Origin of the sequence: Pseudomonas sp. SDI (assembly GCF_003105155.1) — a bacterium.
In the GTDB taxonomy this organism is placed as follows: Bacteria; Pseudomonadota; Gammaproteobacteria; order Pseudomonadales; family Pseudomonadaceae; genus Aquipseudomonas.
Window position 1 is genome coordinate 22,836 of sequence record NZ_QETK01000014.1, and the last position, 24,912, is coordinate 47,747.

Genomic DNA, 24,912 nt, shown 5'->3' on the forward strand with positions numbered 1-24,912 from the left:
AGGGGCCTCATCGCGGGGCCAGCCCCGCGATTGCGCTTAGCCGGCCTTCACCGTTTTCGGCGCCTTGCCCGCTTTCATCTGCTCCAGCAACGGCGTGCACTGGTTCGGCGCGTCGCCGCTGCTCGGCGCCACCAGCGCCAGCAGGCCTGCCGCCGGACCAATGACCACCCCCAGCGCCACCATCCCCGCCCCCCGCAGCGCCAGCGGCACCGCTTGCACACCAGCACTCGGCTTGGCGAACGCCCCGCGCACATACAGCGGCGAGCGCAGCGAGAACAAGCGCAGCCCCTTCGACTCCGGGTTGATCTTCAAATCCAGCTGCTCGCTGGCCAGGTTCGCCGTACCATCGATGTACACCACAGCGTTCTCGGTATCGAACACAAACAGCCGGGTCTTCGCCAGGCCATCCTTGATGCCGACATCCGCCGCCGCGCAGTTGATCTTCACCTCGTTGTCGCCGAACAACTTGCCGACCACATAGTTGCCCACGTTCAATCCGGCAATCTCCATCAGACTACGGCTGATCGCCCCATCGTTGATCAGCATCTTCAGGTCGCCATTGGCGGTCCCCAGCAAGGCCGCCACCGAATTGCCCCGGCCGCTGATATCAGCATCGCCATTCAACTCGCCAAAGCTGGTTTTCATCGGTTCGAAGGTCGGGAACAGTTGCTTGAGCTTGAACCCGCGCGCGGTCAGCCGTGCCCGCCCCTGCAACGGCACGCTGCGACCGTCCAGGCGGATCTGCGCGTCCAGCTTGCCGCCGGCCACGCCAAAGCGCAGCGGCTCCAGGCGCAGCAGGCCATCGTCGAGCAGCACATGCGCGGCAAGGTCGTTGAACGGCAGTTTCTCGCTGTGCACGATGCGCTTGCCGGCAAAGTTCACGTCGGCATCCATCGCCCGCCAGCGCTCGGTACGAAACGCTTCCACCGGCAGCACCTTGCCGGCCGGCTGCTTGCTGGCAGCGCCACGGGCCTTCTGCTCGGCGTTGGAATCGGCGCCGATCAGCGGGCCGAGGTCCTTGAACAGCAACTGGTTCGACACCAGGTTGCCCGAGAGCTTGGGCCGCGGCTGGCTGGCGACGAAGGCCAGGTCGCCATGGATGTCGCTGTCGCCGATCGTGCCGTTGAAGCCCTCGTAGCGGAACGTCGCCCCACCCGGCTCATGCAGCTTGGCGATCAGATGGCCGTCGGTGGCATAGGCCGGCGAGTCCGGCAGGGTGACGCCGGTCAGCGGGTAGAGATGGCCCAGGCTGGCGCCAACCAGTTTCAGGCGCAGGTCCAGGGCGCCGAGGTTGCGCGGGTCGGTCAGGGTGCCGGCGACGGCGATGCGAGTGTCGCCGATCTGCATGTCGGCCTGCAGCGGGAACGGCCGGGTGGCATCCTGCAAGGCCAGCAGCCCGCCGATCTTGCCCGTACCGGCCAGCGCCTGGCCCTTGTAGCGGCCGTTGACCTTGAGCGCGAAAGCGTACGCCTGGGGCACCCGGCCTTGCTCGGCGGCCTGCTTCGCCGACGCGTTACCGACGATCTCGGAGAAGGCAATCGGCTTGCCCAGCGGGTCGATCACGACGTCAACCTGGGTTTGCAGGGTCTGGTCGTCGAAGCCGACCTGGCCCCGGTCAAAGCCGATGGCGCCGATGTCCAGTACCCAGCTCGACGGCGCGGCGTTCTCGTCTTTCGGCCCAAAGTCGAAGGTCCAGTTGGCACGACCGTCGGCCAGGCGCGTCAGACGGCCGCTCGGTTTGGTCAGGTCGATGCGCGGGATGACAATGCGCTGGGCAAGGAGCGGCAGCGGCGACAGGCGGAACTCGACACGCGCCAGGCTGGCCATGTGCGGCTGCTTGAGCCAGTCCGGGTTGCCCAGGGTGATGTCGTCGGCAATGAACCGCGGCCACGGCATCCAGGCCCGCCAACCGCCCTCGTCCGGCTCGCGCTGCCAGCGCACAGCCAGGTTGCCGTTGATGGCGAACGGCCGCTGCAAGGCCGCCGAGACTTTCTCGTTGAGCAGCGGCTTGACCCGGTTCCAGTCGAACCTGGCGATGACGATCAGCAGCACCGCCAGCACCAGTAACAGGGTGGCGAAGGTCCAGCTGAGGATTTTGGCACGGCGCGTCATTGCACGGATCTCCTGATGACGGTGGGGCGTAAAGCGTGCGCGATGATGGCACTTAACCTTGGGACTGACGAAACGTCGCGGGGTTTAATCGGCGGGCGATGATAACCAGGTTTTTCCTGACGCTTTCGCCAGTTTCGCCCTTCGGGGGGCGGCCTGCAAAACCCTGCACGGGCGCCGCAACGACCACACTCACTCCGCGCAAACAAGCGACCTAGAGCCCCCGCCGGAAAGTATCAATCCCGTTGATTGTTACCATTACCTTTATGAACTTTTATATCTAATTCTCGAGCGTAGCATTGGCCCCGTACCCACTTTCCAGCCCTCCCAAGGAGCGCCAAGCCATGAAACGCCAATTGCTGCTGAGCCTGTCCCTGTCCATCCTGGCCGCCAACGCCTTCGCTGTTCCCGCTGCCGACCAGCACCTGTCTGCCGAAGCGCGGTCGAGTTCGGCGGTGATTTCCCAGCCACTGAACAGCCTCGCCGAAGGCGGTTCGGATCGTCTGAATGAGCGTGCTGCCCGGGTCGCCGAAGGTGGCGCCGAGCGCCTGCAAGAACGTGCCGCCCGTGTTGCCGAAGGCGGTTCGGAGCGTCTGCTGGAGCGTAATAACGCGGTTGCCGAGGGCGGCTCCGATCGCCTGATCGAGAAAAACCAGCGCGTGAGTTAAGCCTATGCCCCATAACAAGATGCCCGCATGCACTTGCACCTATCCTCCCAGCCCGGTCTATTGACCGGGCTTTGTTTTCCGCCTCGCTGCCATTAGAGTGCAGGGCTGTTTTATTGCATACCGATACCCGCCATGCTGCCGCGCGCCGAACAGAAACTACAGACCCGCCAAGCCCTGCTGGATGCAGCCCGCCACCTGATGGAAAGCGGTCGCGGCTTCGGCAGCATCAGCCTGCGTGAAGTGGCCAGGAGTGCGGGCATCGTGCCAACCGGTTTCTACCGGCATTTCGCCGATATGGATCAACTGGGCCTGGCCCTGGTGACCGAAGTCGACGAAACCTTCCGCCAGACCATCCGCCTGGTGCGGCAGAACGAATTCGAGTTGGGTGGTATCACCGATGCCTCGGTGCGGATCTTTCTCGATGTGGTCACGGCCAACCGTGCGCAGTTCCTGTTTCTCGCCCGAGAGCAGTACGGCGGCTCGCAACCGGTGCGCCAGGCAATTGCCAAGTTGCGCGAAGCGATCAGCTCGGACCTCGCTGCCGACCTCGGGCGCATGCCGCGCTGGCAGCACCTGGACCAGGCGGCGCTGGCGGTGATGGCCGACCTGGTGGTGAAGACCGTGTTCGCCACCTTGCCGGAGCTGATCGACCCGCCACAGGAACTGAAGCCTGGGCAGTTGAGCGCGCAGGCGAAGATTCTTCAGCAGTTGCGCTTTATCTTTGTCGGTGCCAAGTACTGGCAGGGGCTGGGCAGCCTGGACTGACCGCACCTCTGTGTGGCGATGCGGCGACCCGACTCGTCCCGCGATGTGGCCCGAAAGCCGCTAACAAATCCTGCTACCATTGCGCCCAAACCGCCTCCACCGCGACGACTTGCCCATGCCCGACCTGCGCACCGCCCAGCCTGAACTGCCCGCCCTGCTCGACGAAATCCAGCAACACTTCGACCAGCGCATCGTGCCGCTCTGGCAAGGCCCGGGCTGGAATGCCGAGATGGCCCTGCCCTTCGAAGCCCTCGACCCGCAGCACCAGCCGCTGCCGGCGCAACGCTACCGAGCCATGGCCTGCGCGCGTCAGTTGTACCTGTTCAGCAGCCGCTTCGAGCAGCCCGGCGCCAGCGACCGCGCCGCTGCGCTGTTCCGTTCGCTGCAACGGCACTTCCACGACGCCGAACACGGCGGCTGGTTCTACAGCATTGACGCCCAGGGCAAACCGCTGGACCGGCGCAAGGACCTCTACACCCACGCCTTCATCGTGTTCGCCTGCGCCCATTACTGGAGCAAGGTCAAAGAGCCGCTGGTGGAGTCGACCCTCAACGCCGCACTGACGGTGATCGCCGAACAGTTTTCCACAGGCGACGGCCTGTACGAGGCCAGCCTCGGCGAAGACTGGTCGGACCTCAACAGCGGGCCGCTGCAAAACCCGCTGATGCACCTGGCCGAGGCGTTCCTGGCCACGGTGTCCGTGCGCGAAGACGCCCAGGCGCACGCCGCACTGCTGGCACTGACCGAGGCCATGCAGGCGCAGTTCGTCGAACCGCAGCACGGAGTGATGCTGGAGAAGCCGCGCGGGGCTGTGGATAACTGGTTCGAGCCGGGTCACCAATTCGAATGGTTCTACCTGCTGGAGTCCTCGCCGTTACTGCGCGGGGGCGAGCTGCATGGCTCGCTGCAGCGCGCGTTCGGCTATGCCGAGCAGTGCGGAGTGAAGGATGGCGCGGTGCTGGCGATGCTCAGTGCCGAAGGCGAGGTGCGCGATGCCACCCAGCGGATCTGGGCCCAGGCCGAGTACCTGCGGGCGCTGGCCTTGCGGCCGGGGGCGGCCGACAAGGTGCTGGCGCAGTTGCGCACGCTACAGGCGCGCTTCCTGCCGGAGGCCGGCTGGTATGAGTGCCGCGACGCGGCTGGCCAGGTGAGCCGCAGCGACATGCCGTCGACGACGCCTTACCATCTGGCGACCTGCCTGCAAGGGTTGCAGCGGCTGCTCTGACGCTATCGCCGGCAACGCCGGCTCCCACACGACCCTCTGTAGGAGCTGGCCTTGCCTGCGATAGGGCCCTCAAGCCTTGCCGGATCGGTCAATCGAAAACCCGGCCCAGGCCTGACTCACCGGCATCAGCTCCAGGCTGTTGATATTGATATGCGCCGGCTGATTCATGATCCAGAAGATCGTCTCGGCAATATCCTCCGGCTGGATCGGCTCCGCCCCGGCATAGGTGGCGTCATACCGCGCCTGGTCACCGCCGAAGCGCACCAGCGAGAACTCGCTCTCGCACAGCCCCGGCTCGATGTTGCTCACCCGCACCCCGGTGCCTTGCAAGTCGCAACGCAGGCTCAGCGAGAACTGCCCGACAAACGCCTTGGTGCCGCCGTACACATGGCTGCCCGGGTACGGATAATTACCCGCCACCGAACCGACGTTGAGAATCGTCGCCCCACGCCCATGGGCGATCAACCGCGGCAGCAACAAGCGGGTGCTGAACATCAGGCCCTTGATGTTGGTGTCGACCATGGTTTCCCAGTCATCCAGGTCGCATGTGGGTGCCGGGTCCGCGCCCAGCGCCAGCCCGGCGTTGTTGATCAGCCCACGCAGCTTGGCGAATGTCGGCGGCAGCTGTTCAATCGCCGCTTCCATCGCTTTGCGGTCGCGCACATCCAGCACCAGGCCGTGCACGTCGGTGTGCTGGGAAAGCTCGGCGCACAGCGCATCCAGGCGCTCCTGACGGCGGCCGGTAAGCACCAGCGACCAGCCTGCCGCGGCAAAACGACGGGCGCAGGCCTCGCCAAAACCGGACGTGGCGCCAGTGATGAATACGGTGGAAGTCATGTGATTCTCCTTGGAGTCAGGCCTGCAAGCTTGCCCCGCCAGCCCACCGCACAGCAAGTCGCTTGTGTCGCTGTACAAAAAACGATCAACCCCGGCAAAGCCCCGTGGCCGCTGGGCTGGCGCAGCCTATGCGCATGTTATCCACAAGCCCTTCCACACAGATTGGGGGCAACTGCGCGCGCGCCAGGGCGCGGTTTTCCACAGCCTGCGGGGTGTACGCAAAAGTATTTTCCTTGACGCCCGCTGCCGGCGTTGAACCACCCGTTCGCATACGCCACACGGGGATAACTCGCGATGATGGCGCCGGGCCTGTAATTCCGCTGCCCACGGCGGTCTTTCCAAGGCTTGCCCACAGAGTTATCCACAGGCTGATAGACGGCTTTGAGGGTGTTTTCGGCTCGCTATAAAAACCTTGACAATCACGCCTTCGGCCCACCGCTCGAGCACTGGTCAAAAAACGATCACAAGGCTGTAACCCTTATAAACCGTGGCCTGCGGACAGGTACTACCAAGTTACCCACAGTCGCTTCCACACGAACCGTGGACAACTCCAAGCGCCGCTAAAACAACTGCTTGCAGCGACTTTCTGTCGCGTTACACGCAGCATCGCGAATAACTTGTCCACAAAACCGCGAACGAAAAAAAGCCCCGCTTGGCGGGGCTTTTCCTGAACATGCGGTCAATGTCCGCCAAGATAGGCGTTACGCACCTCCTCGTTGACCAGCAGCTCCTGCCCGGTACCGCTCAGGCGGATCTGCCCGTTGACCATCACGTAGGCTCGGTCCGACAGCTTCAGCGCGTGGTTGGCGTTCTGCTCGACCAGGAAGATGGTCATGCCGGTCTTGGCCAGTTCACGCAGGGTGGCGAAGATCTGCTTGACCACGATCGGCGCCAGCCCCAGTGACGGTTCGTCGAGCAACAACAGCTTCGGCCGGCTCATCAACGCGCGGGCGATGGCCAGCATCTGCTGCTCACCACCGGACATGGTCATGGCCCGCTGGTTACGCCGTTCCTTGAGCCGTGGGAACAAATCGAACATGCGCTGCATGTCCTCGCTGGCGAACTTGTCGCCAATCGGGATGGTGCCCATCATCAGGTTCTCTTCCACCGACATGTCCGGGAACACCCGACGCCCTTCCGGCGACTGGGCGATGCCGTTGGAGGCGATGTAGTGCGAGGACTTGTGGGTAATGTCGGTGCCGCGGTAGATGATCTGCCCGGCCGCCGCCCGCGGCTGGCCGAAGATCGACATCAGCAGGGTCGATTTGCCGGCGCCGTTGGAACCGATCAGGCTCACCGTTTCGCCTTCGTCGATGTGCAGCGAGACTTTTTTCAGGGCCTGGATCGGCCCGTAGAACACGTCGAGCTCTTTCAGTTCGAGGATAGGTGCACTCATACCAGTTCCTCTTCGTCGGCACCCAGGTAGGCGGCAATCACCGTCGGGTTGTGACGGATCTCCTGCGGCGCGCCTTCGGCGATCACGTTGCCGTGGTCCAGCACCACGATATGGTCGGAAATGCTCATTACCATGCCCATGTCATGTTCGATCAGGACGACCGTAAGGTCGTGCTCGTCGCGCAATACCCGGATCATCTTGCTCAGCGCTTCGGTTTCCTGCGGGTTGAGGCCCGCCGCCGGTTCGTCGAGGCAGATCACCTGCGGGCGCGTGCACATCGCCCGGGCGATCTCCAGCCGCCGCTGCTGGCCGTAGGACAGTTCCCCGGCCAGGCGGTTGGCGCAGTCGACCAGGTCGACCACCTCCAGCCAGTAGAACGCATGGTCGAGCGCATCGCTCTCGGCCTTGCGGTAGGCCTTGGTGTTGAGCACCCCGGCCAGCAGGCTGCGGTTGACCCACATGTGCTGGGCCACCAGCAGGTTTTCCACCACGGACATTTCCTTGAACAGGCGAATGTTCTGGAAGGTCCGCGCCAGCCCGGCGCGGTTGACCAGGTGGGTACCGCCGAACATCTTGTAATACAGCCGGCTGCCGAAACGCTTGGGCGAGACGAAGTCGGCCGCCTGGAAGCGTTCGCCGAGCAGTTGGATCACATTGGTGCGGGTGCCGCGCAGGTTCAGCTCGATCTTGCCGCCGCTGGCCTTGTAGAACCCGGTGAGGCAGTTGAACACGGTGGTCTTGCCGGCGCCGTTGGGGCCGATCAGGGCGAAGATGGCATTGCGCTTGACCTTCAGGCTCACGTCGCTGAGGGCCTTGATCCCGCCGAAATGCATCATCAGGTTGTCGACCGAGAGAATAACGTCGTCGCTCATGGCGCCACTCCTTTACGCGGGGTCACACCGGTGCGGCTGATGCGGATCAGCCCACGCGGTCGCCAGATCATCATCAGCACCATCAACACGCCGAACAGCAGCACGCGGTACTCGGAGAAGCTGCGCAGCAGCTCAGGGGCCACGGTGAGCACAAAGGCGGCAATCACTACGCCGACCGTCGAACCCATGCCGCCGAGCACGACGATGGCGAGGATCAGCGCCGACTCGAAGAAGGTGAACGAGGACGGGTTGACGAAGCCCTGGTAGCTGGCGAAAAACACCCCGGCCAGGCCGGCGGTTGAAGCCCCCAGGGTAAACGCCGAGAGCTTGACCAGCACGTGGTTCAGGCCCATCGAGCGGCAGGCGATCTCGTCTTCGCGCAACGCTTCCCAGGCGCGCCCGACCGGCATGCGGGTCAGCCGGTGCTTGATGTACAGCACCGCCAGCACCACCAGGAACAGCACGATGTAGATGAACAGGAATTTCAGGTTGGGGTTGTAGTCGATGCCGAAGAACTCATGGAACGGCACCCCGCCGTCCTTGGCCCGGCGGCCGAACTCCAGGCCCATGAACGTCGGCGACGGCACCGGCATGCCGTTCGGCCCACCGGTGAACGACAGCCAGTTGTTCAGTACCAGGCGGATGATTTCGCCAAAGCCCAGGGTGACGATAGCCAGGTAGTCGCCGTGCATCCGCAACACCGGAAAGCCCAATATGCACCCGGCTAGCGCAGCGGCGATGGCGGCCAGTGGCAGCACCGTCCAGAAGCCCAAACCGAGGTATTGGTAGCCAAGCGCCAGGCCATAGGCACCGATGGCGTAGAACGCCACGTAGCCCAGGTCGAGCAGGCCGGCCAGGCCGACCACGATGTTCAGGCCCAGGCCCAGCAGCACGTAGATCAGGCCGAGGATGACCACGGTCAGCAGGTACTTGTTGGCAAAGATCGGGAAGATGATGGCGATCACGATCAGCGCCGGAATGATCCAGCGCAGCCGCGACTTGTAGTCCGGCGCCAGCACGTGCACCCCGGAACCGCCGCCCTCGAAGCCCTGCAGGATGGCCTGGCCCTTGGGGGTCTGCATGAACAGGCTGAGCAGGAAGCGCCCGGCCATCACCACCGCCACCAGCATGGCCACACGTTTGGGTTCGAGGTTGAAACTGTAGCCGTCGAGCACCACGCCGACGATCGGGCCAAAGACGATCAGGGAAAGCAGCCCGGCGAGGATCGTGTCGATCAGGCTGCGCTTGATATCGAATCGGGTTGTTTTGGCAGCAGACATACTTACACCTTCGCCACGAGTGGGCGACCCAGCAGGCCTTGAGGACGGAAGATCAGAATCAGCACCAGCAGCGAGAAGCTGAACACGTCTTTATAGTCGGAGTTGATCAGCCCGGAGAACAGCGACTCGGAGATGCCGAGTATGATCCCGCCGAGCATGGCGCCCGGTAACGAACCGATGCCACCGAGTACCGCCGCGGTGAAGGCCTTGATGCCAATGATGAAGCCGGCATAGAAGTCGAAGGTGCCGTAGTTCATGGTGATCAGCACGCCGGCCAGGGCCGCCATGACGGCACCGATGACGAATACGTAGGAGATCACCCGGTCGGTATTGATGCCGAGGATCGAAGCCATCTTGCGATCCTGCTGGGTAGCGCGGCACATGCGGCCGAGCTTGGTGAACTTGATGATGTAGGTGAGCAGGCCCATGCCGACGAACGCCGCCACCAGGATGAAGATCTTGGTGTAGGTGAGCTGTACGAAGCCGGTGCCGATGTCCAGGCGCCAGGCGCCTTCGAGCAGGGTCGGAACCCCTTGCTGGCGTGCGCCCTGGCTGATCTGCGCATAGTTCTGCAGGATCAGCGAGATGCCGATGGCACTGATCAGCGGTGCCAGCCGGGTGGAGTTACGCAAGGGTTTGTAGGCGATACGCTCGATGGTCCAGCCGTACACGCCGGTGACCACGATGGTGAAGATCAGGGTGCCGAGAATCAGCAGCGGGAAGGATTCGAGCCCGAAATACGACAGCAATGCCAGGCTGATTGCCGCGAGATACGCGGAAATCATATACACCTCGCCGTGCGCGAAGTTGATCATGCCGATGATGCCATAGACCATTGTGTAGCCGATGGCGATCAGACCATAGACCGACCCCAGGGTCAGACCATTGATCAGTTGCTGCAGGAAAATACCATCCATAACGCAATCTCACGAGTTGAGATTGCACAAGCGCCGACTACGGTGAGCCACGGATGAAGCGGCCCTCGCAGCGCAGGGTTGTGCAGATCTACGAGAAAAGACAGGTACGGCGCAAAACCGGGTAGCGACCCAGGCCACGCGGGCCCGGGTCGGTTACCGTTGTTATTTTTGTTTTTCCAGTTGGTGGTACTTGCCGTCCTTGTCCCACTGGTAGACCACGTAGTCGGAGACTTTCAGGTCGCCCTTGGCGTCCCAGGCCTTCTCGCCCATCACGGTTTTCACCGGGTTGGCCTTGAGCCACTTGGCCGCGTCTTCGCCTTTGTTCGACTTGGCGCCATTGAAACCGGCGGCCAGTGCCTGCACCGAGGCGTAGGCGTACAGGGTGTAGCCTTCAGGCTCGGTGCCGGCCTTGCGGAAGGCATCCACCACCGCCTTGCTGTCGGGCAGCAGGCGTGGGTCGGCGCCGAAGGTCATGTACACGCCGTCGACGTATTGCGCGCCACCGGCGGTGGTGACCAGTTCGTCGGTGACCACACCGTCGTCGGACATGAACTTCACGTCCTTCAGGCCCTGCTCGCGCAGCTGGCGAACCAGCGGGCCGGCTTCCGGGTGCAAGCCGCCGAAGTAGACGACGTCGGCACCGGCGGCGCGAATCTTGGTGACCACGGCGCTGAAGTCTTTCTCGCCACGGGTCAGCCCTTCGTACAGCACCGGGGTCACGCCGCGCTTGGCCAACTGCGCCTTGGTGGCATCGGCCAGGCCCTGACCGTAGGTGTCCTTGTCGTGCAGCACGACGACTTTCTTGCCCTTGAGCACGTCGACGATGTAGTCGCCGGCCACGATGCCCTGCTGGTCGTCACGCCCGCACATGCGGAACATCGCGCCCAGGCCACGCTCGGTCACCTGTGGGTTGGTGGAGCCAGGGGTGATGGCGATGATCCCCGCTTCGTCGTACACCTCCGAGGCGGGAATGGTCGAGGACGAGCAGAAATGCCCGACCACGCCGGCCACCTTGTCCTGATCGGCCAGGCGGTTGGCCACGGCCACAGCCTGCTTCGGCTCACAGGCGTCGTCGCCCTTGACCAGGACGATCTTCTCGCCGTTTACCCCGCCGGCAGCGTTGATCGCATCGGCCGCTGCCTGCGCACCTTTCATGTATTGCTCGCCAAACGCTGCGTTGGCCCCCGTCATAGGCCCTGCTACACCGATCTTGACGTCGGCCTGAACATACGAAGAAACGCCCAGCGCCGTTGCTACGGCCAGGGCCAGGAAGCCTTTCTTGTAAAACGTCTGCGACATGAGGTGGTGCTCCTGATAATTTTTTTGGTTGGCACTACAACGATCAGCAATTGCAATGAGCAAGGGCCGTGCCAGTAGATTTTTGTTCTGGAAAAATGCCCGCTCAGGATTGCCACCCGCGTCTGCCGAGCCAATTTCATTGGCCGTGCAACCGTCTGCCCCACGGTAAGCGCCACCGTCGATAGGAAAAAAGCGCAACCACCCCGTGCCATCATTGCAACCCTGCCGAGTGTTTACGTGCAACCAGCCTGTAACAGGATGCGTAACCGAACTGCACATCCTTGGTGCGCGACTGCTACAGCGGGCACCATTTGAGGCTAGCCGCTGGAACGACAAACCGCCGCTACCCATAGCCTGCTACCGATTTACCCCATTACCGACGGCAATAGCGCGGCAAACACTGGCACAATGAGCACCATTGGCGGCCTTGATGGCACGCGCCACCTCTGGAGCCTCTTATGAGCGAAAGCGCATTCGCCGAGCGCAGCGTGCAAAGCATCCTCGACACCGACTTCTACAAGCTGACGATGATGCAGGCGGTACTGCACAACTACCCCAACGTCGACGTCGAATGGGAGTTCCGCTGCCGCAACGGTGAAGACCTGCGGCCATACCTGGCGCAGATCCGCAGCGAGATCGAGCGCCTGGCCGAACTGAGCATCAGCGCCGAGCAGTTGGGTTTCCTTGAGCAGATCAGCTTCATGAAGCCAGATTTCCTGCGCTTTCTCGGTCTGTTTCGCTTCAACCTGCGCTACCTGCACCTGGGCATCGAGCACGACGAACTGGTGCTGCGCCTGCACGGCCCGTGGCTACACGTGATCCTCTTCGAAGTGCCGCTGCTGGCGATCATCAGCGAAGTGCGCAACCGCAACCGTTATCCACAGGTGCGCCTGGACCAGGCCAGCGAGCAGCTGTACCGCAAGTTCGACTGGCTGCGGGCGAACGCCAGCAGCGAGGAACTGCGCGAATTGCAGGTCGCCGATTTCGGCACCCGCCGGCGGTTTTCCTACGCCGTGCAGGAACAGGTGGTGCAGCTGCTCAAGGCCGACTTCCCGGCGCGCTTCGTCGGCACCAGCAACGTGCACCTGGCACGCACACTGGACATCAAGCCGCTCGGCACCATGGCCCATGAATGGATCATGGCCCACCAGCAACTCGGCCCGCGGCTGATCGACAGCCAGATCGCCGCGCTCGATTGCTGGGTCCGCGAATACCGGGGCCTGCTCGGTATCGCACTGACCGACTGCATCACCATGGATGCCTTCCTCGGCGATTTCGACCTGTACTTCGCCAAGCTGTTCGACGGCCTGCGCCATGACTCCGGCGACCCGGTGGTCTGGGCCGAAAAAGCCATCGCGCATTACCGCAGCCTGGGCATCGACCCAATGACCAAGACCCTGGTGTTCTCCGACGGCCTGAACCTGGCGCGCACGCTGGAGATCTTCCGGGCGCTGCGCGGGCGGATCAATGTCAGCTTCGGCATCGGCACCAACCTGACCTGCGACATTCCCGGCGTGGCGCCGATGAGCATCGTGCTTAAAATGACCGACTGTAACGGCCAGCCCGTGGCGAAGATTTCCGACGAGGCGGCCAAGACCCAATGCCGCGATCCGAACTTTGTCGCCTACTTGCGCCACGTATTCAAAGTTCCCCCGACCGATTCCAAGGAGTAGCCCAGCATGCAAGCCGTTCAGCAAGAGATTGCCCAAGCGCTCAAGGTGCAGCCGCCGTTCGCCGACGCCGCCGCCCGGCAGGCCGAAGTGGCCCGGCGCGTGACCTTTATCAAGCAGTGCCTGCACAACGCCCAGCTCAAGGTGCTGGTGCTCGGCATCAGTGGCGGGGTCGATTCGCTGACCGCCGCGCTGCTGGCCCAGCGTGCGGTCAACGAGCTGCGCAGCGAGACCGGCGACGCCGCCTACCGCTTCATCGCGGTGCGCCTGCCGTACCAGGTGCAGCACGATGAGCATGACGCCCAGGCCTGCCTGGAGGTGATCAAGGCCGACGAGGTGCATACGGTCGACATCGCGCCGGCGGTGCGTGCCCTGGCCCTGGAAGTGAAGGCCCTGGAAGGCGGTGCGCCGAGCATGGTCGATTTCGTCGTGGGCAATACCAAGGCGCGCATGCGCATGGTGGCGCAGTACACCATCGCCGGTGCACGGCAGGGGCTGGTGATCGGAACCGATCACGCGGCCGAAGCGGTGATGGGCTTCTTTACCAAGTTCGGCGATGGCGCGTGCGACCTGGCGCCGCTGAGCGGGCTGGTGAAAAACCAGGTACGGGATATCGCGCGCAGCTTTGGCGCGCCGGAATCGCTGGTGGAGAAAGTGCCGACGGCGGATCTGGAAGACCTGGCGCCGGGCAAGCCGGACGAGGCCTCGCACGGGGTGACCTATGCGCAGATCGATGCCTTCCTGCATGGGCAGCCGGTGAGCGCGCAGGCGTTCGAGATTATCGCCAACACGTACCGCAAGACGCAGCACAAGCGTGAGCTGCCGCTCGCCCCTTAACAGCATCGCGGGGCGAGCCCGCTCCCACAAAAGAGCGCAGTGCTCTTGTGGGAGCGGGCTCGCCCCGCGATAAGGGTGGCGCGATTACTTGAGGGTAACGGTGCCTTTCATCATCGAGATGTGGCCAGGGAACGAGCAGAAGAAGCCGTACTTCTCGCCTGCTGCCAGCTTGGCCACGTCGAAGGTCACCGAGTCGGATTCCTTGGCGCCAATCACCTTGGTGTGAGCGATCACACGGGTGTCGCCTTCTTTCAGATAAGCCTTGTCGATACCGGCGCTCAGACCGTCGGTGGCGATCGGCTGCATGTCGGCTTCTTTACTCAGCACCCAGTTGTGGCCCATGACGTTCTTCGGCAAGGAGCCGGAGTGGGTCAGCTCAACGGTGAAGGTCTTGCAGCTCTTGTCGATTTCAATCGCCTTGGTGCTGAAGGCCATCTGGTCGGTGGAGTCGACGGTGACCTTGCATTCAGCAGCGAACGCCTGAGTGCCGGCGAGGGTCAGCAAGGATACTGCTACAACTTTGGCAAACATCGTGAATCTCCATGGCAGGGGGTTTTATCGATTTCAAGACTGCCCGAGTGCACCCGGCAAGCCCATGATGTGGGTCAAGCCCGAGGCCGGTAGCCAGGCAGTGATTTTGTTCTATGGATTGTATACAGGAAATCTAAGAGACCATCATGCGCCAATAAGGGAGGATGCGACAACCTCTCAACAAGGACTTTTTGCCATGACCATCAATAGCCTGATACACAACCTGCTGGCCGCCTATGCGTGCGGCGCCAGCGGTAGCGCCATGGCGTTCAGCCGCGCGGAATGACACAAGGCTTGGAAGACCCAGGTCGGCACCGTACCCTGTGGCGCGAATTCGACCAGGAGTCAGCCATGTCTTTACGTTCCGTCTGTGTCTTCTGCGGTGCCAGCACCGGCAACAACCCCGTCTACCGTGAAGCCGCCATCGCCCTCGGCCAGGCCATCGCCCGCCGGGGCCTGACCCTGGTGTACGGCGGCGGCGCCGTCGGCCTGATGGGCATCGTCGCCGATGCCGCACTGGCGGCGGGCGGCGAAGTGCTCGGGATCATTCCCGAAAGCCTGAAGAACGCCGAAATCGGCCACCCTGGCCTGAGCCGCCTGGAAGTGGTCGACGGCATGCACGCACGCAAGGCCCGCATGGCCGAGCTAAGCGATGCCTTCATCGCCCTGCCCGGCGGCCTGGGCACCCTCGAAGAACTGTTCGAGGTGTGGACCTGGGGCCAGCTGGGTTACCACGGCAAGCCACTGGGCCTGCTGGAGGTGAACGGTTTCTACGAGAAGCTCAGCGGCTTCCTCGACCATCTGGTCGGCGAAGGCTTCGTCCGCCCGCAGCACCGGGCCATGCTGCAGCGCAACGGCGAACCCGAGGCGCTGCTCGACGCCCTCGCCGCCTGGCAGCCGCTGGCCGCACCGAAATGGGCCGAACAGCCGCCGCGCTAAGGCTCCAGCGGTAGCACCGTGACCTGCACCTGTGGGTCATGGCTACCGCCGCCCAGAATCACCCCGCGCAACGGCGACACATCGGAAAAGTCCCGGCCCCAGGCCACGGTAATGTGCTCCAGCGCCGGACGCAGGTTGTTGGTCGGGTCGAAATCCACCCAGCCCTGCCCCGGGCAAAACACCGACACCCAGGCGTGCGAGGCATCGGCACCGATCAGTCGCGGCTGGCCGGGCGGCGGCTGCGTCAGCAGGTAGCCGCTCACATAGCGCGCCGCCAGCCCGCGCGAACGCAGGCAGGCGAGCATCAGGTGGGCGAAGTCCTGGCACACCCCGCGACGCCGCTCCAGCACTTCCAGCAGCGGCGTGGCGACCTGGGTGGCGCCGGCATCGAAGGTGAATTCGCGAAAGATCGTTTCCATCAACGCCTGTACCCCGAGCAGTACCGGCTGGCCGGCTGGGAAACACGCCTCGGCAAACTGCACCAGGCGTTGCTTGAGGCGCACATAGGGCGACTCGAAGCGGTAGCGGCAGGCGTCCAGGTGCTCCGCCGGCAGCGGTTGCCCGCTGTAGGCCAGCGCTGCACGGACCTGCTCCCAGGGCGGCGAGCCGGCCAGGTCCGGCACGGCCCGAGGCAACACATCCACGTCGACCTGACTGCCAACCCGTAACGACTCGTGCTGACGTTCCAGCGCCAGGCGAATCAGCAGGTTGCCAAAGATGTCGTACTCTTCGCGCTGGCGGGTCGGCACCGGCGCCACGTCCAGCGTCCGGCTGATGCAACGCTGCCAGGCACAGGGCCGCGGCCACAGGTGCACCAGTTGCTGCGCCAGCGATACCGGGCTGTCGTAGCGATAATGGGTGTCGTGGAGGATCCGGTAACGGGCGCTCATCAGGTCGATACCGTCTGCTGGCTGACATCGTCGACATGGGCGAAGTGGCGCAGCGCCAGACGCGCCGAAACCTGCTCGCTGGCCAGGGCTATGCTTTCCAGCAACTCGGCCAAGCCGTCGAGCACCGCGCGCACGCTGGCGTTGCCGAACAGCGGATGCTCCAGGCTGCCGAGGTCGAGAGGGCGCAGGCGCGAGGCCAGCACGCCCAGGGCCGGGTCCTGCGGCGTGCCGAACGCCTCGCCCAGACGTTCCAGCGAGCGCAGCAGCAACTTGAGCTGGAACAGCACCGCGTGAGGGTTCTGGTCGTCGAGCAGGAGCAGGTCGAGCACCGGGATCAACTGCGCCACCGCCAGGTAGCGCGAGCGGTAGGTGATGCTGCTGTTGCCCAGCTCCAGCAACCATTCCAGCGCGGCCTGATCGAACGCGCCGGGGCCACGCAGAAAGCTCGCCAGGCTGGTGCTGAGCGAATACAGGCGTTCGATCCGCCGGCCGGTCATGAGGAAGCGCCAGCCTTCGTCGCGGGTCATGTCGTCCAGGGCAAAGCCGGACATCGCCGCCAGCGACATCACCAGGCGGTTGAGGAACTCCAGCAACTCACCCAGGTCGGCACCCGCGCCCTCCAGCCCCTGCGCTTCGCGCTGCAACTCGACCAGCGCCTGCCAGTTCTCCCGCGAGAGCTTGCCGCGCACCTGCGCCGCCGCCCACTGCAGGCGTTGCAGGTTGGCGCGCAGGCTGAACGCCCAGTCCGCATCGAGCAAGGCACTGCGCAGCCGCTGCTCGAGGCTACCGTGCGGCGGCAGCAGCGAAACCTTTTCCGCCAGGGCCACGGCGGCGTCGAGCGCCTGCGGGTCGTCGCCATCGAGGTAGCGGCTGAGCAGGCTGCGCAGCAGCCGCGCGCTGGCGTCGCAGCGTTCGCAGTAGCGGCCGAACCAGAACAGGTTTTCCACCACCCGTGAAGGCAGGTAGGGGTCCTGGCGGATCACGTCGGCGACGCCCAGCGGGCGGTTGGCGCGCCATTGCTCACCAGCTGGCGCGGCTTCGCCGACGATCCAGGTGTCCTTGCTGGCGCCGCCGCGCTGCATCGAGATGACCTCGGCATCGGCCAGCGCCGCCACCCGCGTCAGGCCACCAGGCAATACCCGGTAGCCGTCGGCGCTGGCCACGGCATACACGCGCATACCGACCGGGCGTGCCTGCAGACAGCCCTGGTCGGCTTGCCAGACCGGTGCCTGAGACAGTTGCGCCCGTTCCTGGGCGACATAGGCATAGGGCCGCGCCTGAATCCGCGCGGCCAGCGCCTGGCGTTCGGTCGGGTCCAGATCGCGGCCGAACACGGACGCAAAACTCTGCGAAGGGAACGCCGGCTTGATCAGCAATTCCGGCAGTTTTTCCAGCACCTGGGCCATGGCCTGCGCCTCGCCGCACCACCAGGTGGCAATCGACGGCAGGCTCAGCGCGGTGCCGAACAGCTGTTGGTTGATCGCCGGCAAAAAACCGAGCAGGCCAGGCGATTCCAGCACCCCGCTGCCCAGCGCGTTGGCCACCAGCACCCGGCCCTGACGCACCGCATCGAGCAGGCCGGGCACGCCGAGCGCCGAATCGGTGCGCAGCTCCAGCGGGTCGCAGAAATCGTCGTCGAGCCGCCGCAGGATCGCGTGCACCCGGCGCAGGCCGCTCAAGGTCTTGAGGTAGACGGTGGCGTCGCGCACGGTAAGGTCGCTGCCCTCGACCAGCGGATAGCCAAGCTGGCGGGCGAGATAGAGGTGTTCGAAGTAGCTTTCGTTGAACCGCCCCGGGGTCAGCAGCACCACCAGCGGCGTTTCTTCGCCGCACGGTGCCTGCTGCAGGAGGCTTTGTTGCAGGGTGCGGAAGAACCCGGCCAGGTGCTGGACGTTGAGCTCGCGGTACAGGTCGGGAAAGGCACGCGCCACAATGGTGCGGTTTTCCAGCGCGTAACCGAAGCCAGAAGGCGCCTGGGTGCGGTCGGCGGTCACCCACCAGCGGCCATCCGGGCCACGCGCCAGATCGACGGCATACAGGTGCAGGTAGGTGTTGTGGGGTACGCCAACGCCTTGGCATGGCCAGAGGAAGTTGTTATGGCCATAGATCAGCTCGGCCGGCAGCAGGCCGTCGGCGATCAGCTGTTGCGGGCCATAGAGATCGGCCAGTACCGCATTAAGCAGCTGTGCACGTTGCGCCACGCCAGCGGCCAATTGCTGCCATTCGGCGGCGGCCAGCAGGTGCGGCAGCAGGTCGAGTTCCCAGGGCCGGTCGGAGCCTTGCGGATCGGCGTAGATGTTGTAAGTAACGCCGTTTTCCTGCAATTGCCGATCCACCAGAGCTTGGCGCTGGGCCAGCTGAGCCGGGCCGCTGCGTTGCAACTGGGCGAACAGCGCTTGCCAGTGCGGGCGCACGCTGCCGTCGGGCTGCAGCAGCTCGTGGTAGGTGGCAGTACTGAGTGGGTAAGCGTCCAGCAGGTCGGCCATGGGCGAGCTCGAAGACGGCAGGTGGCGTCAGGGTAACGCGCGCGCGCGATGGCGAAAAGCGGGGCAAGAGTTGTGCCACGCCCCAGCGCGGGACGAGCCCGCCCCCACAGGAGAGCGCAGTGCTCTTGTGGGAGCGGGCTCGTCCGGCGAGAGGATCTAGCGCGGGAACACCGGCTGGCGCGGCTTCTTGCCGCCCTTGCCATTGCCTTTGGCAGCGTCTTTGCGCGCCTTGGCCGCTTCCTGATTACGGGCGAAGGCTGCCGCCTTGGCCTCCTCGCGCTTGTCCCACGGCTTGGCACCATCGCTGGCACGCGGCGGCAGGCCCGTGTGCTGGGTGAGGATCTTCTGATCCTTGCCCACCTTGTGGCTGCCCGCTGGCGTCGAGTTCTTGCGCCGCGCGCTCTGGTAGGTGTCGGTCGCCGGCTGATGCAGCGGGATCAACTGGTGCTTGCCCGGCCCGATCAGGTCAGCCCGCCCCATGCGCTCCAGCGCTTCACGCAACATCGGCCAGCCTTTTGGATCGTGGTAACGCAGGAACGCCTTGTGCAGGCGACGCTGCGCTTCGCTCTTGACGATGGTGACCGGGTCGCTCTTGTAGGTGACCTTGCGCAGCGGGTTCTTGCCCGAGTGGTACATGGCGGTCGCCGAAGCCATCGGCGACGGGTAGAACGCCTGCACCTGGTCGGCACGGAAACCATTACCCTTGAGCCACAGCGCCAGGTTCATCATGTCTTCGTCGGTGGTGCCCGGGTGCGCCGCGATGAAGTACGGGATCAGGTACTGCTCCTTGCCCGCCTCCTTCGAGTACTTCTCGAACATGCGCTTGAAGCGGTCATAGGAACCGATGCCCGGCTTCATCATCTGGTTCAGCGGGCCTTCTTCGGTGTGCTCCGGGGCAATCTTCAGGTACCCCCCCACGTGGTGGGTCACCAGCTCCTTCACATACTCCGGCGATTCCACTGCCAGGTCGTAACGCAAGCCCGAGGCAATCAGGATCTTCTTCACCCCCGGCAACTCGCGCGCGCTACGATACAGCTTGATCAGCGCCGAGTGGTCGGTGTTCAGGTTCGGGCAAATACCGGGGAACACGCAGGACGGCTTGCGGCAGGCGGATTCGATCTCCGGGCTCTTGCAGGCAATCCGGTACATGTTCGCGGTCGGCCCGCCGAGGTCGGAAATCACCCCGGTGAAGCCCGGCACCTTGTCGCGGATCTCTTCGATCTCGCGAATGATCGACTCGTGCGAACGGTTCTGGATGATCCGCCCTTCGTGCTCGGTGATCGAGCAGAAGGTACAGCCACCGAAGCAGCCACGCATGATGTTCACCGAGAAGCGGATCATCTCGTAGGCCGGGATGCGCTCCTTGCCGTAGGCCGGGTGCGGAATGCGCGCATAGGGCATGCCGAACACGTAGTCCATTTCTTCGGTGGTCATCGGAATCGGTGGCGGGTTGAACCAGACGTCCACCTCGCCGTGTTTCTGTACCAGCGCGCGGGCGTTACCCGGGTTGGTTTCCAGGTGCAGCACGCGGTTGGCGTGAGCGTAGAGCACCGGGTCGTTACGAACCTTTTCGAACGACGGCAGGCGGATGACGGTCTTGTCGCGGGTCATGCGCGGGGTTGGCAGCAACTCCACGACCTTGGCTTCGTTCGGGTCTTCGACCGGGCCCTTTTCCTGTTCGATGGCACAGGCCTGAGTGTCCTGGGTGTTGACGTACGGGTTGATGATCTTGTCGACCTTGCCCGGCCGGTCGATCCGCGTGGAGTCGACTTCGTACCAGTCTTTCGGCGTGTCGCGACGAATGAACGCGGTGCCACGGATATCGGTGATGTTCTCGACCTTCTCGCCATGGGACAGTCGCTGGGCGACTTCGACAATGGCCCGCTCGGCGTTGCCGTAAAGCAGGATGTCGGCGCAGGCGTCGATCAGGATCGAGTGGCGGACCTTGTCCTGCCAGTAGTCGTAGTGGGCGATCCGGCGCAGCGACGCTTCGATGCCGCCGAGCACGATCGGTACGTGCTTGTAGGCTTCCTTGCAGCGCTGACTGTAGACCAGGCTGGCGCGGTCCGGGCGCTTGCCGGCAAGGCCGCCGGGGGTATAGGCGTCGTCGGAGCGGATCTTCTTGTCGGCGGTGTAGCGGTTGATCATCGAGTCCATGTTGCCGGCCGCGACGCCGAAGAACAGGTTCGGCTCACCGAGCTTCATGAAGTCGTCTTTGGACTGCCAGTTCGGCTGGGCAATGATGCCGACGCGGAAACCCTGGGCTTCGAGCAGACGGCCGATGATCGCCATACCAAACGACGGATGGTCGACATAGGCGTCGCCGGTCACAATGATGATGTCGCAGGAATCCCAGCCGAGCTGATCCATCTCCTCCCTGCTCATCGGCAGGAAAGGCGCTGGCCCGAAGCATTCGGCCCAGTACTTGGAATAGTCGAAAAGTGGTTTGGCTGCTTGCATGTCAGTGACCGGTTCTTTATGTGCAGGAAAATCGCGGGCGCGGAATATAGCACAAATTTTGACCAAATCCGACGTCAAGAGTCGGATTTGCTCACGGTCACTTATTCGTCGTCGTCGAAGTTGTAACTGCCCGGCGCGAGGTTTTCGAAGCGTGTGTACTTGCCGATGAAGGCCAGGCGGATAAAGCCGATCGGGCCGTTCCGCTGCTTGCCGATGATGATCTCGGCGATGCCCTTGTGCTCGGTCTCCGGGTGATACACCTCGTCGCGGTAAACGAACATGATCACGTCGGCGTCCTGCTCGATCGCTCCGGATTCACGCAAGTCGGAGTTCACCGGGCGCTTGTTCGGGCGCTGCTCCAGGGAGCGGTTGAGCTGCGACAGGGCGATGACCGGGCAGTTGAATTCCTTGGCCAGGGCTTTCAGGGAACGCGAGATCTCGGAAATCTCGTTGGTCCGGTTGTCACCGCTGGAACCTGGGATCTGCATCAGCTGCAGGTAGTCGATCATGATCATGCCGATCTCGCCATGCTCACGCACCAGGCGCCGGGTCCGTGCGCGCATCTCCGACGGGCTGATGCCGGCGGTGTCGTCGATGAACAGCTTGCGGTCGTTGAGCAGGTTGACCGCCGAGGTCAGGCGTGGCCAGTCGTCGTCGTCGAGCTGACCGGAACGGACCTTGGTCTGGTCGATACGCCCCAGCGACGACAGCATACGCATGATCAGCGATTCGCCTGGCATCTCCAGCGAGTACACCAGCACCGCCTTGTCGCTGCGCAGTACGGCGTTCTCCACCAGGTTCATGGCGAAGGTGGTCTTACCCATCGACGGACGGCCGGCGACGATGATCAGGTCGGCCGGCTGCAAGCCGCTGGTCTTCTCGTCGAGGTCGGTATAGCCAGTGGACAGGCCAGTGATGTCGCTGTCGGAGTTGAACAGCGTGTCGATGCGGTCGATGGCCTTGGTCAGCAGCTCGTTGACCCCCACCGGGCCGCCGGTTTTTGGCCGCGCTTCGGCGATCTGGAAGATTTGTCGCTCGGCTTCGTCGAGGATCTCGGCGGCGTTGCGCCCCTGCGGGTTGAAGGCGCTGTCGGCGATCTCGGTGCTGATGCTGATCAGCTGGCGCAGGGTGGCGCGCTCACGAATGATCTGCGCATAGGCCTTGATGTTGGCCACCGACGGGGTGTTCTTGGCCAGCTCGCCGAGGTAACCCAGGCCGCCGATCTGCGAGCTCAAACCTTCCTTGTCCAACTGCTCGTGCAGCGTGACCACGTCGAAGGGGGTGTTGAGGTCGGCCAGCTTGTGGATCGCGCGGAAGATCAGGCGGTGGTCATGCCGGTAGAAGTCGCCGTCGGAGACTTGATCGAGCACCCGCTCCCAGGCGTTGTTGTCCAGCATCAAGCCACCGAGCACGGCCTGTTCGGCCTCGATGGAATGCGGCGGCACCTTCAGGGCAGCGGTTTGCAGATCATATTGCTCGGGGGCGGTTATCTCGTTCATGGCCACTTGGAAATCAGGGTGTTGAAAAAAACAAAGGGCACGACCTGTAGAACAGGATCGTGCCCGATGTTAACCGGCTGGCACCCAGGGTGCCAGTCGATTGGTCCAGCTTAGGCTGCGACAACAACCACGCGAACGGTGGCTTCAACGTCGCTGTGCAGGTGCACGGCTACGTCGTATTCGCCAACGTTACGGATGGTGCCGTTCGGCAGACGAACTTCAGCTTTGGCCACTTCAACGCCGGAGGCGGTCAGGGCGTCAGCGATGTCGTGGGTGCCGATCGAACCGAACAGCTTGCCTTCGTCACCGGCGGTGGCAGTGATGGTCACTTCCAGCTCGGCCAGTTGGGCAGCGCGGGTTTCAGCCGAAGCTTTTTTCTCTGCAGCCAGTTTTTCCAGCTCAGCACGACGCTCTTCGAACGCAGCCACGTTGGCAGCGGTAGCAGCGGTGGCTTTGCCGAATGGCAGCAGGAAGTTACGGCCGTAACCAGCCTTAACATTTACCTTGTCGCCCAGGTTGCCCAGGTTGGCGACTTTTTCCAGCAGGATCAGTTCCATTTGGTAATAACCTCTTAACTTTTAACCTTCACCGTTCGCGGAACCGTTATCGGCATCTTTCGATGCCCGGCGCCCGCGAAAATCAATCAGGCTGTCGACAATGGCCAGGACCACGAGCAACGGATAGGTCAGCTGCATGAACAGCACCAGGGTTACGTACAACCCGACCAGCCAGAACCTGGCCAATCGCTTCTGTGCCACCAGCCCATGAATCAGGGCCAGCCCGGCAAACACCAGCGGCACACTGCACAACGGCGTCAACATGGCCAGGTCGGGACCGAAATTCGGACCGACCAGCATGCACGCCAGCAGCAACAACGCTGGTAGCAGCGGCAGGCGCACGGCGCGAAACTCGCTACCGAACCCTCCCGGGTTATACAAACTGGCTTGCCAGTAGCGGCCCAACATCAGGGCCAACACACTGACTGCCTGCAACAAGGCCGCAATCAGGCCGGTCAGCACCGGTGCAATGAGGCTGCCAAGGCGGGCCCGCTCCTCTACCGACAACTGCTGGTAGAGCCCATCGAGCATCTGCGGAAGGACTTTTTCAATCGCTTGCGCCAACGCCTCGATCGGTTCGCGGAACACCGAACCCAGAACAACCCCGTACACCAGGCCCCAGGCGATGCTGAACAACAGCACCCGGTTCCAGGAATGCCCGGCGCGCAATACAGCGGCCAGACCCAGCGTACCCAGCAACACCATCAAGGTGCGCGGCTCGCCGAAGAACCACCAGGCCAACGCCGGCAATAACGCCCAGACGAGAACCCCGGAGGCATCCTTGAAACCACGCCGCAGGAAGATCAGGCTCCCCGCAGCGGCACTCAGCCAGAACAACAGCGGCAATGCCGCACAACCAACCACCACCAAGGTGGCCTGCACGCGACCGCGCATGATGAAATCAGCTAACGCTCGCATGCACTCTATCCCTTGCTACTTGTCGACGACCCGGTCTCAGCGGCCGTGGCTGTCGGTGTAGGGCAGCAGGGCCAGGAAGCGGGCGCGCTTGATAGCGGTAGCCAGCTGACGCTGATAACGAGCTTTGGTACCGGTGATACGGCTTGGAACGATCTTGCCGGTTTCGGATACGTAAGCTTTCAGGGTGTTGAGATCTTTGTAATCGATCTCTTTCACGTCTTCAGCAGTGAAGCGGCAGAATTTACGACGACGGAAGAAACGTGCCATGTAATAGGCTCCTCAAAAGGTCCGTGGATTACTCGTCAGCGTTATCGCTGTTGTCGCTGTTGTCGCTGTCATCGCCATCGGCGTTGTCAGCGTGCTCAGGACGGTCGCGACGCTCACGGCGCTCACTGCGGTTTTCTTCAGCCTTGAGCATCTCGGACTGGCCGGTGACGGCTTCGTCGCGACGGATGACCAGGTTACGGATCACGGCATCGTTGTAGCGGAAGTTGTCTTCCAGCTCGGCCAGGGCCTTGCCGGTGCACTCAACGTTCAGCATCACGTAGTGAGCCTTGTGAACATTGTTGATTGCGTAGGCCAGTTGACGACGGCCCCAGTCTTCCAGACGGTGGATTTTGCCGCCGTCTTCTTCGATCAGCTTGGTGTAACGCTCAACCATGCCGCCGACTTGCTCGCTCTGGTCAGGGTGGACCAGAAAGATGATTTCGTAATGACGCATGAATGCTCCTTACGGGTTGTAGTCTGCCACCAGGGT

General features: G+C 63.4%; 21 protein-coding genes and 1 pseudogene. 6 read left to right on the plus strand and 16 right to left on the minus strand.

Translation table 11 applies throughout. From position 1 onward, the window contains the following. Positions 1-36 precede the first annotated feature (36 nt). On the minus strand, positions 37-2,112 hold the full coding sequence (locus DCO48_RS11305) for an AsmA family protein (RefSeq protein WP_116550694.1): 2,076 nt from the start codon (positions 2,110-2,112) through the stop codon (positions 37-39). Between the two features lie 341 nt (positions 2,113-2,453). On the opposite strand from DCO48_RS11305, the pseudogene DCO48_RS11310 reads away from it, so the two are divergent. The 3 genes and pseudogenes from DCO48_RS11310 to DCO48_RS11320 all read left to right on the plus strand — a co-directional run. After that, positions 2,454-2,774, plus strand: a pseudogene (locus DCO48_RS11310) (phage infection protein); the annotation flags it as partial. A gap of 135 nt (positions 2,775-2,909) precedes the next feature. Next, positions 2,910-3,542 (plus strand): TetR family transcriptional regulator, encoded by a 633-nt coding sequence (locus DCO48_RS11315; RefSeq protein ID WP_116550696.1) that lies wholly within the window; start codon positions 2,910-2,912, stop codon positions 3,540-3,542. Between the two features lie 115 nt (positions 3,543-3,657). Beyond that, complete coding sequence (locus DCO48_RS11320) at positions 3,658-4,767, plus strand: AGE family epimerase/isomerase (RefSeq protein WP_116550697.1); 1,110 nt, start codon at positions 3,658-3,660, stop codon at positions 4,765-4,767. Between the two features lie 69 nt (positions 4,768-4,836). Here the strand turns inward: DCO48_RS11320 and DCO48_RS11325 are convergent, their stop codons facing one another. From DCO48_RS11325 to DCO48_RS11350, 6 genes are all read right to left on the minus strand, one after another. Continuing rightward, positions 4,837-5,604, minus strand: a complete 768-nt coding sequence (locus tag DCO48_RS11325; protein ID WP_116550698.1) for an SDR family oxidoreductase — start codon at positions 5,602-5,604, stop codon at positions 4,837-4,839. Between the two features lie 679 nt (positions 5,605-6,283). Further along, entirely contained in the window at positions 6,284-7,000 is a 717-nt protein-coding gene (locus tag DCO48_RS11330) for an ABC transporter ATP-binding protein (RefSeq protein WP_116550699.1), read from the minus strand. Beyond that, positions 6,997-7,872, minus strand: coding sequence for an ABC transporter ATP-binding protein (locus tag DCO48_RS11335; protein WP_116550700.1), 876 nt, complete (start codon positions 7,870-7,872; stop codon positions 6,997-6,999). Before DCO48_RS11335 ends, DCO48_RS11330 begins: the two co-directional genes overlap by 4 nt. After that, positions 7,869-9,152 (minus strand): high-affinity branched-chain amino acid ABC transporter permease LivM, encoded by a 1,284-nt coding sequence (livM, locus tag DCO48_RS11340; RefSeq protein WP_116550701.1) that lies wholly within the window; start codon positions 9,150-9,152, stop codon positions 7,869-7,871. Before livM ends, DCO48_RS11335 begins: the two co-directional genes overlap by 4 nt. A gap of 2 nt (positions 9,153-9,154) precedes the next feature. Next, positions 9,155-10,069 carry a branched-chain amino acid ABC transporter permease LivH gene (locus DCO48_RS11345; protein ID WP_116550702.1) on the minus strand — a complete coding sequence of 305 codons (915 nt, stop codon included), beginning with the start codon at positions 10,067-10,069 and terminating at the stop codon, positions 9,155-9,157. Positions 10,070-10,231: 162 nt separating this feature from the next. Then, complete coding sequence (locus DCO48_RS11350; protein WP_116550703.1) at positions 10,232-11,368, minus strand: ABC transporter substrate-binding protein; 1,137 nt, start codon at positions 11,366-11,368, stop codon at positions 10,232-10,234. 458 nt (positions 11,369-11,826) lie between these two features. Here DCO48_RS11350 and pncB point away from each other — a divergent pair, with 458 nt between their 5' ends. Both pncB and nadE read left to right on the plus strand, forming a co-directional pair. After that, positions 11,827-13,041 carry a nicotinate phosphoribosyltransferase gene (gene pncB / locus DCO48_RS11355; protein ID WP_116550704.1) on the plus strand — a complete coding sequence of 405 codons (1,215 nt, stop codon included), beginning with the start codon at positions 11,827-11,829 and terminating at the stop codon, positions 13,039-13,041. A gap of 6 nt (positions 13,042-13,047) precedes the next feature. After that, a complete protein-coding gene (nadE, locus tag DCO48_RS11360) occupies positions 13,048-13,875 on the plus strand; it encodes an ammonia-dependent NAD(+) synthetase (protein WP_116550705.1) in 828 nt (275 codons plus the stop codon). A gap of 84 nt (positions 13,876-13,959) precedes the next feature. On the opposite strand, the gene azu is transcribed toward nadE, so the two are convergent. Next, positions 13,960-14,406 carry an azurin gene (gene azu, locus DCO48_RS11365; RefSeq protein ID WP_116550706.1) on the minus strand — a complete coding sequence of 149 codons (447 nt, stop codon included), beginning with the start codon at positions 14,404-14,406 and terminating at the stop codon, positions 13,960-13,962. A gap of 351 nt (positions 14,407-14,757) precedes the next feature. On the opposite strand from azu, the gene DCO48_RS11370 reads away from it, so the two are divergent. After that, entirely contained in the window at positions 14,758-15,345 is a 588-nt protein-coding gene (locus DCO48_RS11370) for a TIGR00730 family Rossman fold protein (protein ID WP_116550707.1), read from the plus strand. On the opposite strand, the gene DCO48_RS11375 is transcribed toward DCO48_RS11370, so the two are convergent. The 8 genes from DCO48_RS11375 to rpsF form a co-directional block, all read right to left on the minus strand. Then, the gene (locus DCO48_RS11375; RefSeq protein WP_116550708.1) at positions 15,342-16,235 is read right to left on the minus strand and encodes a transglutaminase family protein; all 894 of its coding nucleotides are present in this window, start codon (positions 16,233-16,235) and stop codon (positions 15,342-15,344) included. The genes DCO48_RS11370 and DCO48_RS11375 overlap by 4 nt on opposite strands. Next, positions 16,235-18,721 (minus strand): circularly permuted type 2 ATP-grasp protein, encoded by a 2,487-nt coding sequence (locus DCO48_RS11380; RefSeq protein ID WP_116550709.1) that lies wholly within the window; start codon positions 18,719-18,721, stop codon positions 16,235-16,237. Before DCO48_RS11380 ends, DCO48_RS11375 begins: the two co-directional genes overlap by 1 nt. 156 nt (positions 18,722-18,877) lie before the next feature. Further along, positions 18,878-21,181, minus strand: coding sequence for a YgiQ family radical SAM protein (locus DCO48_RS11385; RefSeq protein WP_116550710.1), 2,304 nt, complete (start codon positions 21,179-21,181; stop codon positions 18,878-18,880). Positions 21,182-21,282: 101 nt separating this feature from the next. Further along, a complete protein-coding gene (gene dnaB, locus DCO48_RS11390; RefSeq protein ID WP_116550711.1) occupies positions 21,283-22,680 on the minus strand; it encodes a replicative DNA helicase in 1,398 nt (465 codons plus the stop codon). A 110-nt stretch (positions 22,681-22,790) separates the two neighbouring features. Then, entirely contained in the window at positions 22,791-23,237 is a 447-nt protein-coding gene (rplI, locus tag DCO48_RS11395) for a 50S ribosomal protein L9 (RefSeq protein ID WP_116550712.1), read from the minus strand. Between the two features lie 21 nt (positions 23,238-23,258). Next, a complete protein-coding gene (locus DCO48_RS11400; protein WP_116550713.1) occupies positions 23,259-24,155 on the minus strand; it encodes a hypothetical protein in 897 nt (298 codons plus the stop codon). Between the two features lie 36 nt (positions 24,156-24,191). Beyond that, positions 24,192-24,422 (minus strand): 30S ribosomal protein S18, encoded by a 231-nt coding sequence (rpsR, locus tag DCO48_RS11405; protein ID WP_009403887.1) that lies wholly within the window; start codon positions 24,420-24,422, stop codon positions 24,192-24,194. 28 nt (positions 24,423-24,450) lie between these two features. Then, positions 24,451-24,876, minus strand: a complete 426-nt coding sequence (gene rpsF / locus DCO48_RS11410) for a 30S ribosomal protein S6 (RefSeq protein WP_116550714.1) — start codon at positions 24,874-24,876, stop codon at positions 24,451-24,453. Between the last annotated feature and the right edge of the window lie 36 nt (positions 24,877-24,912).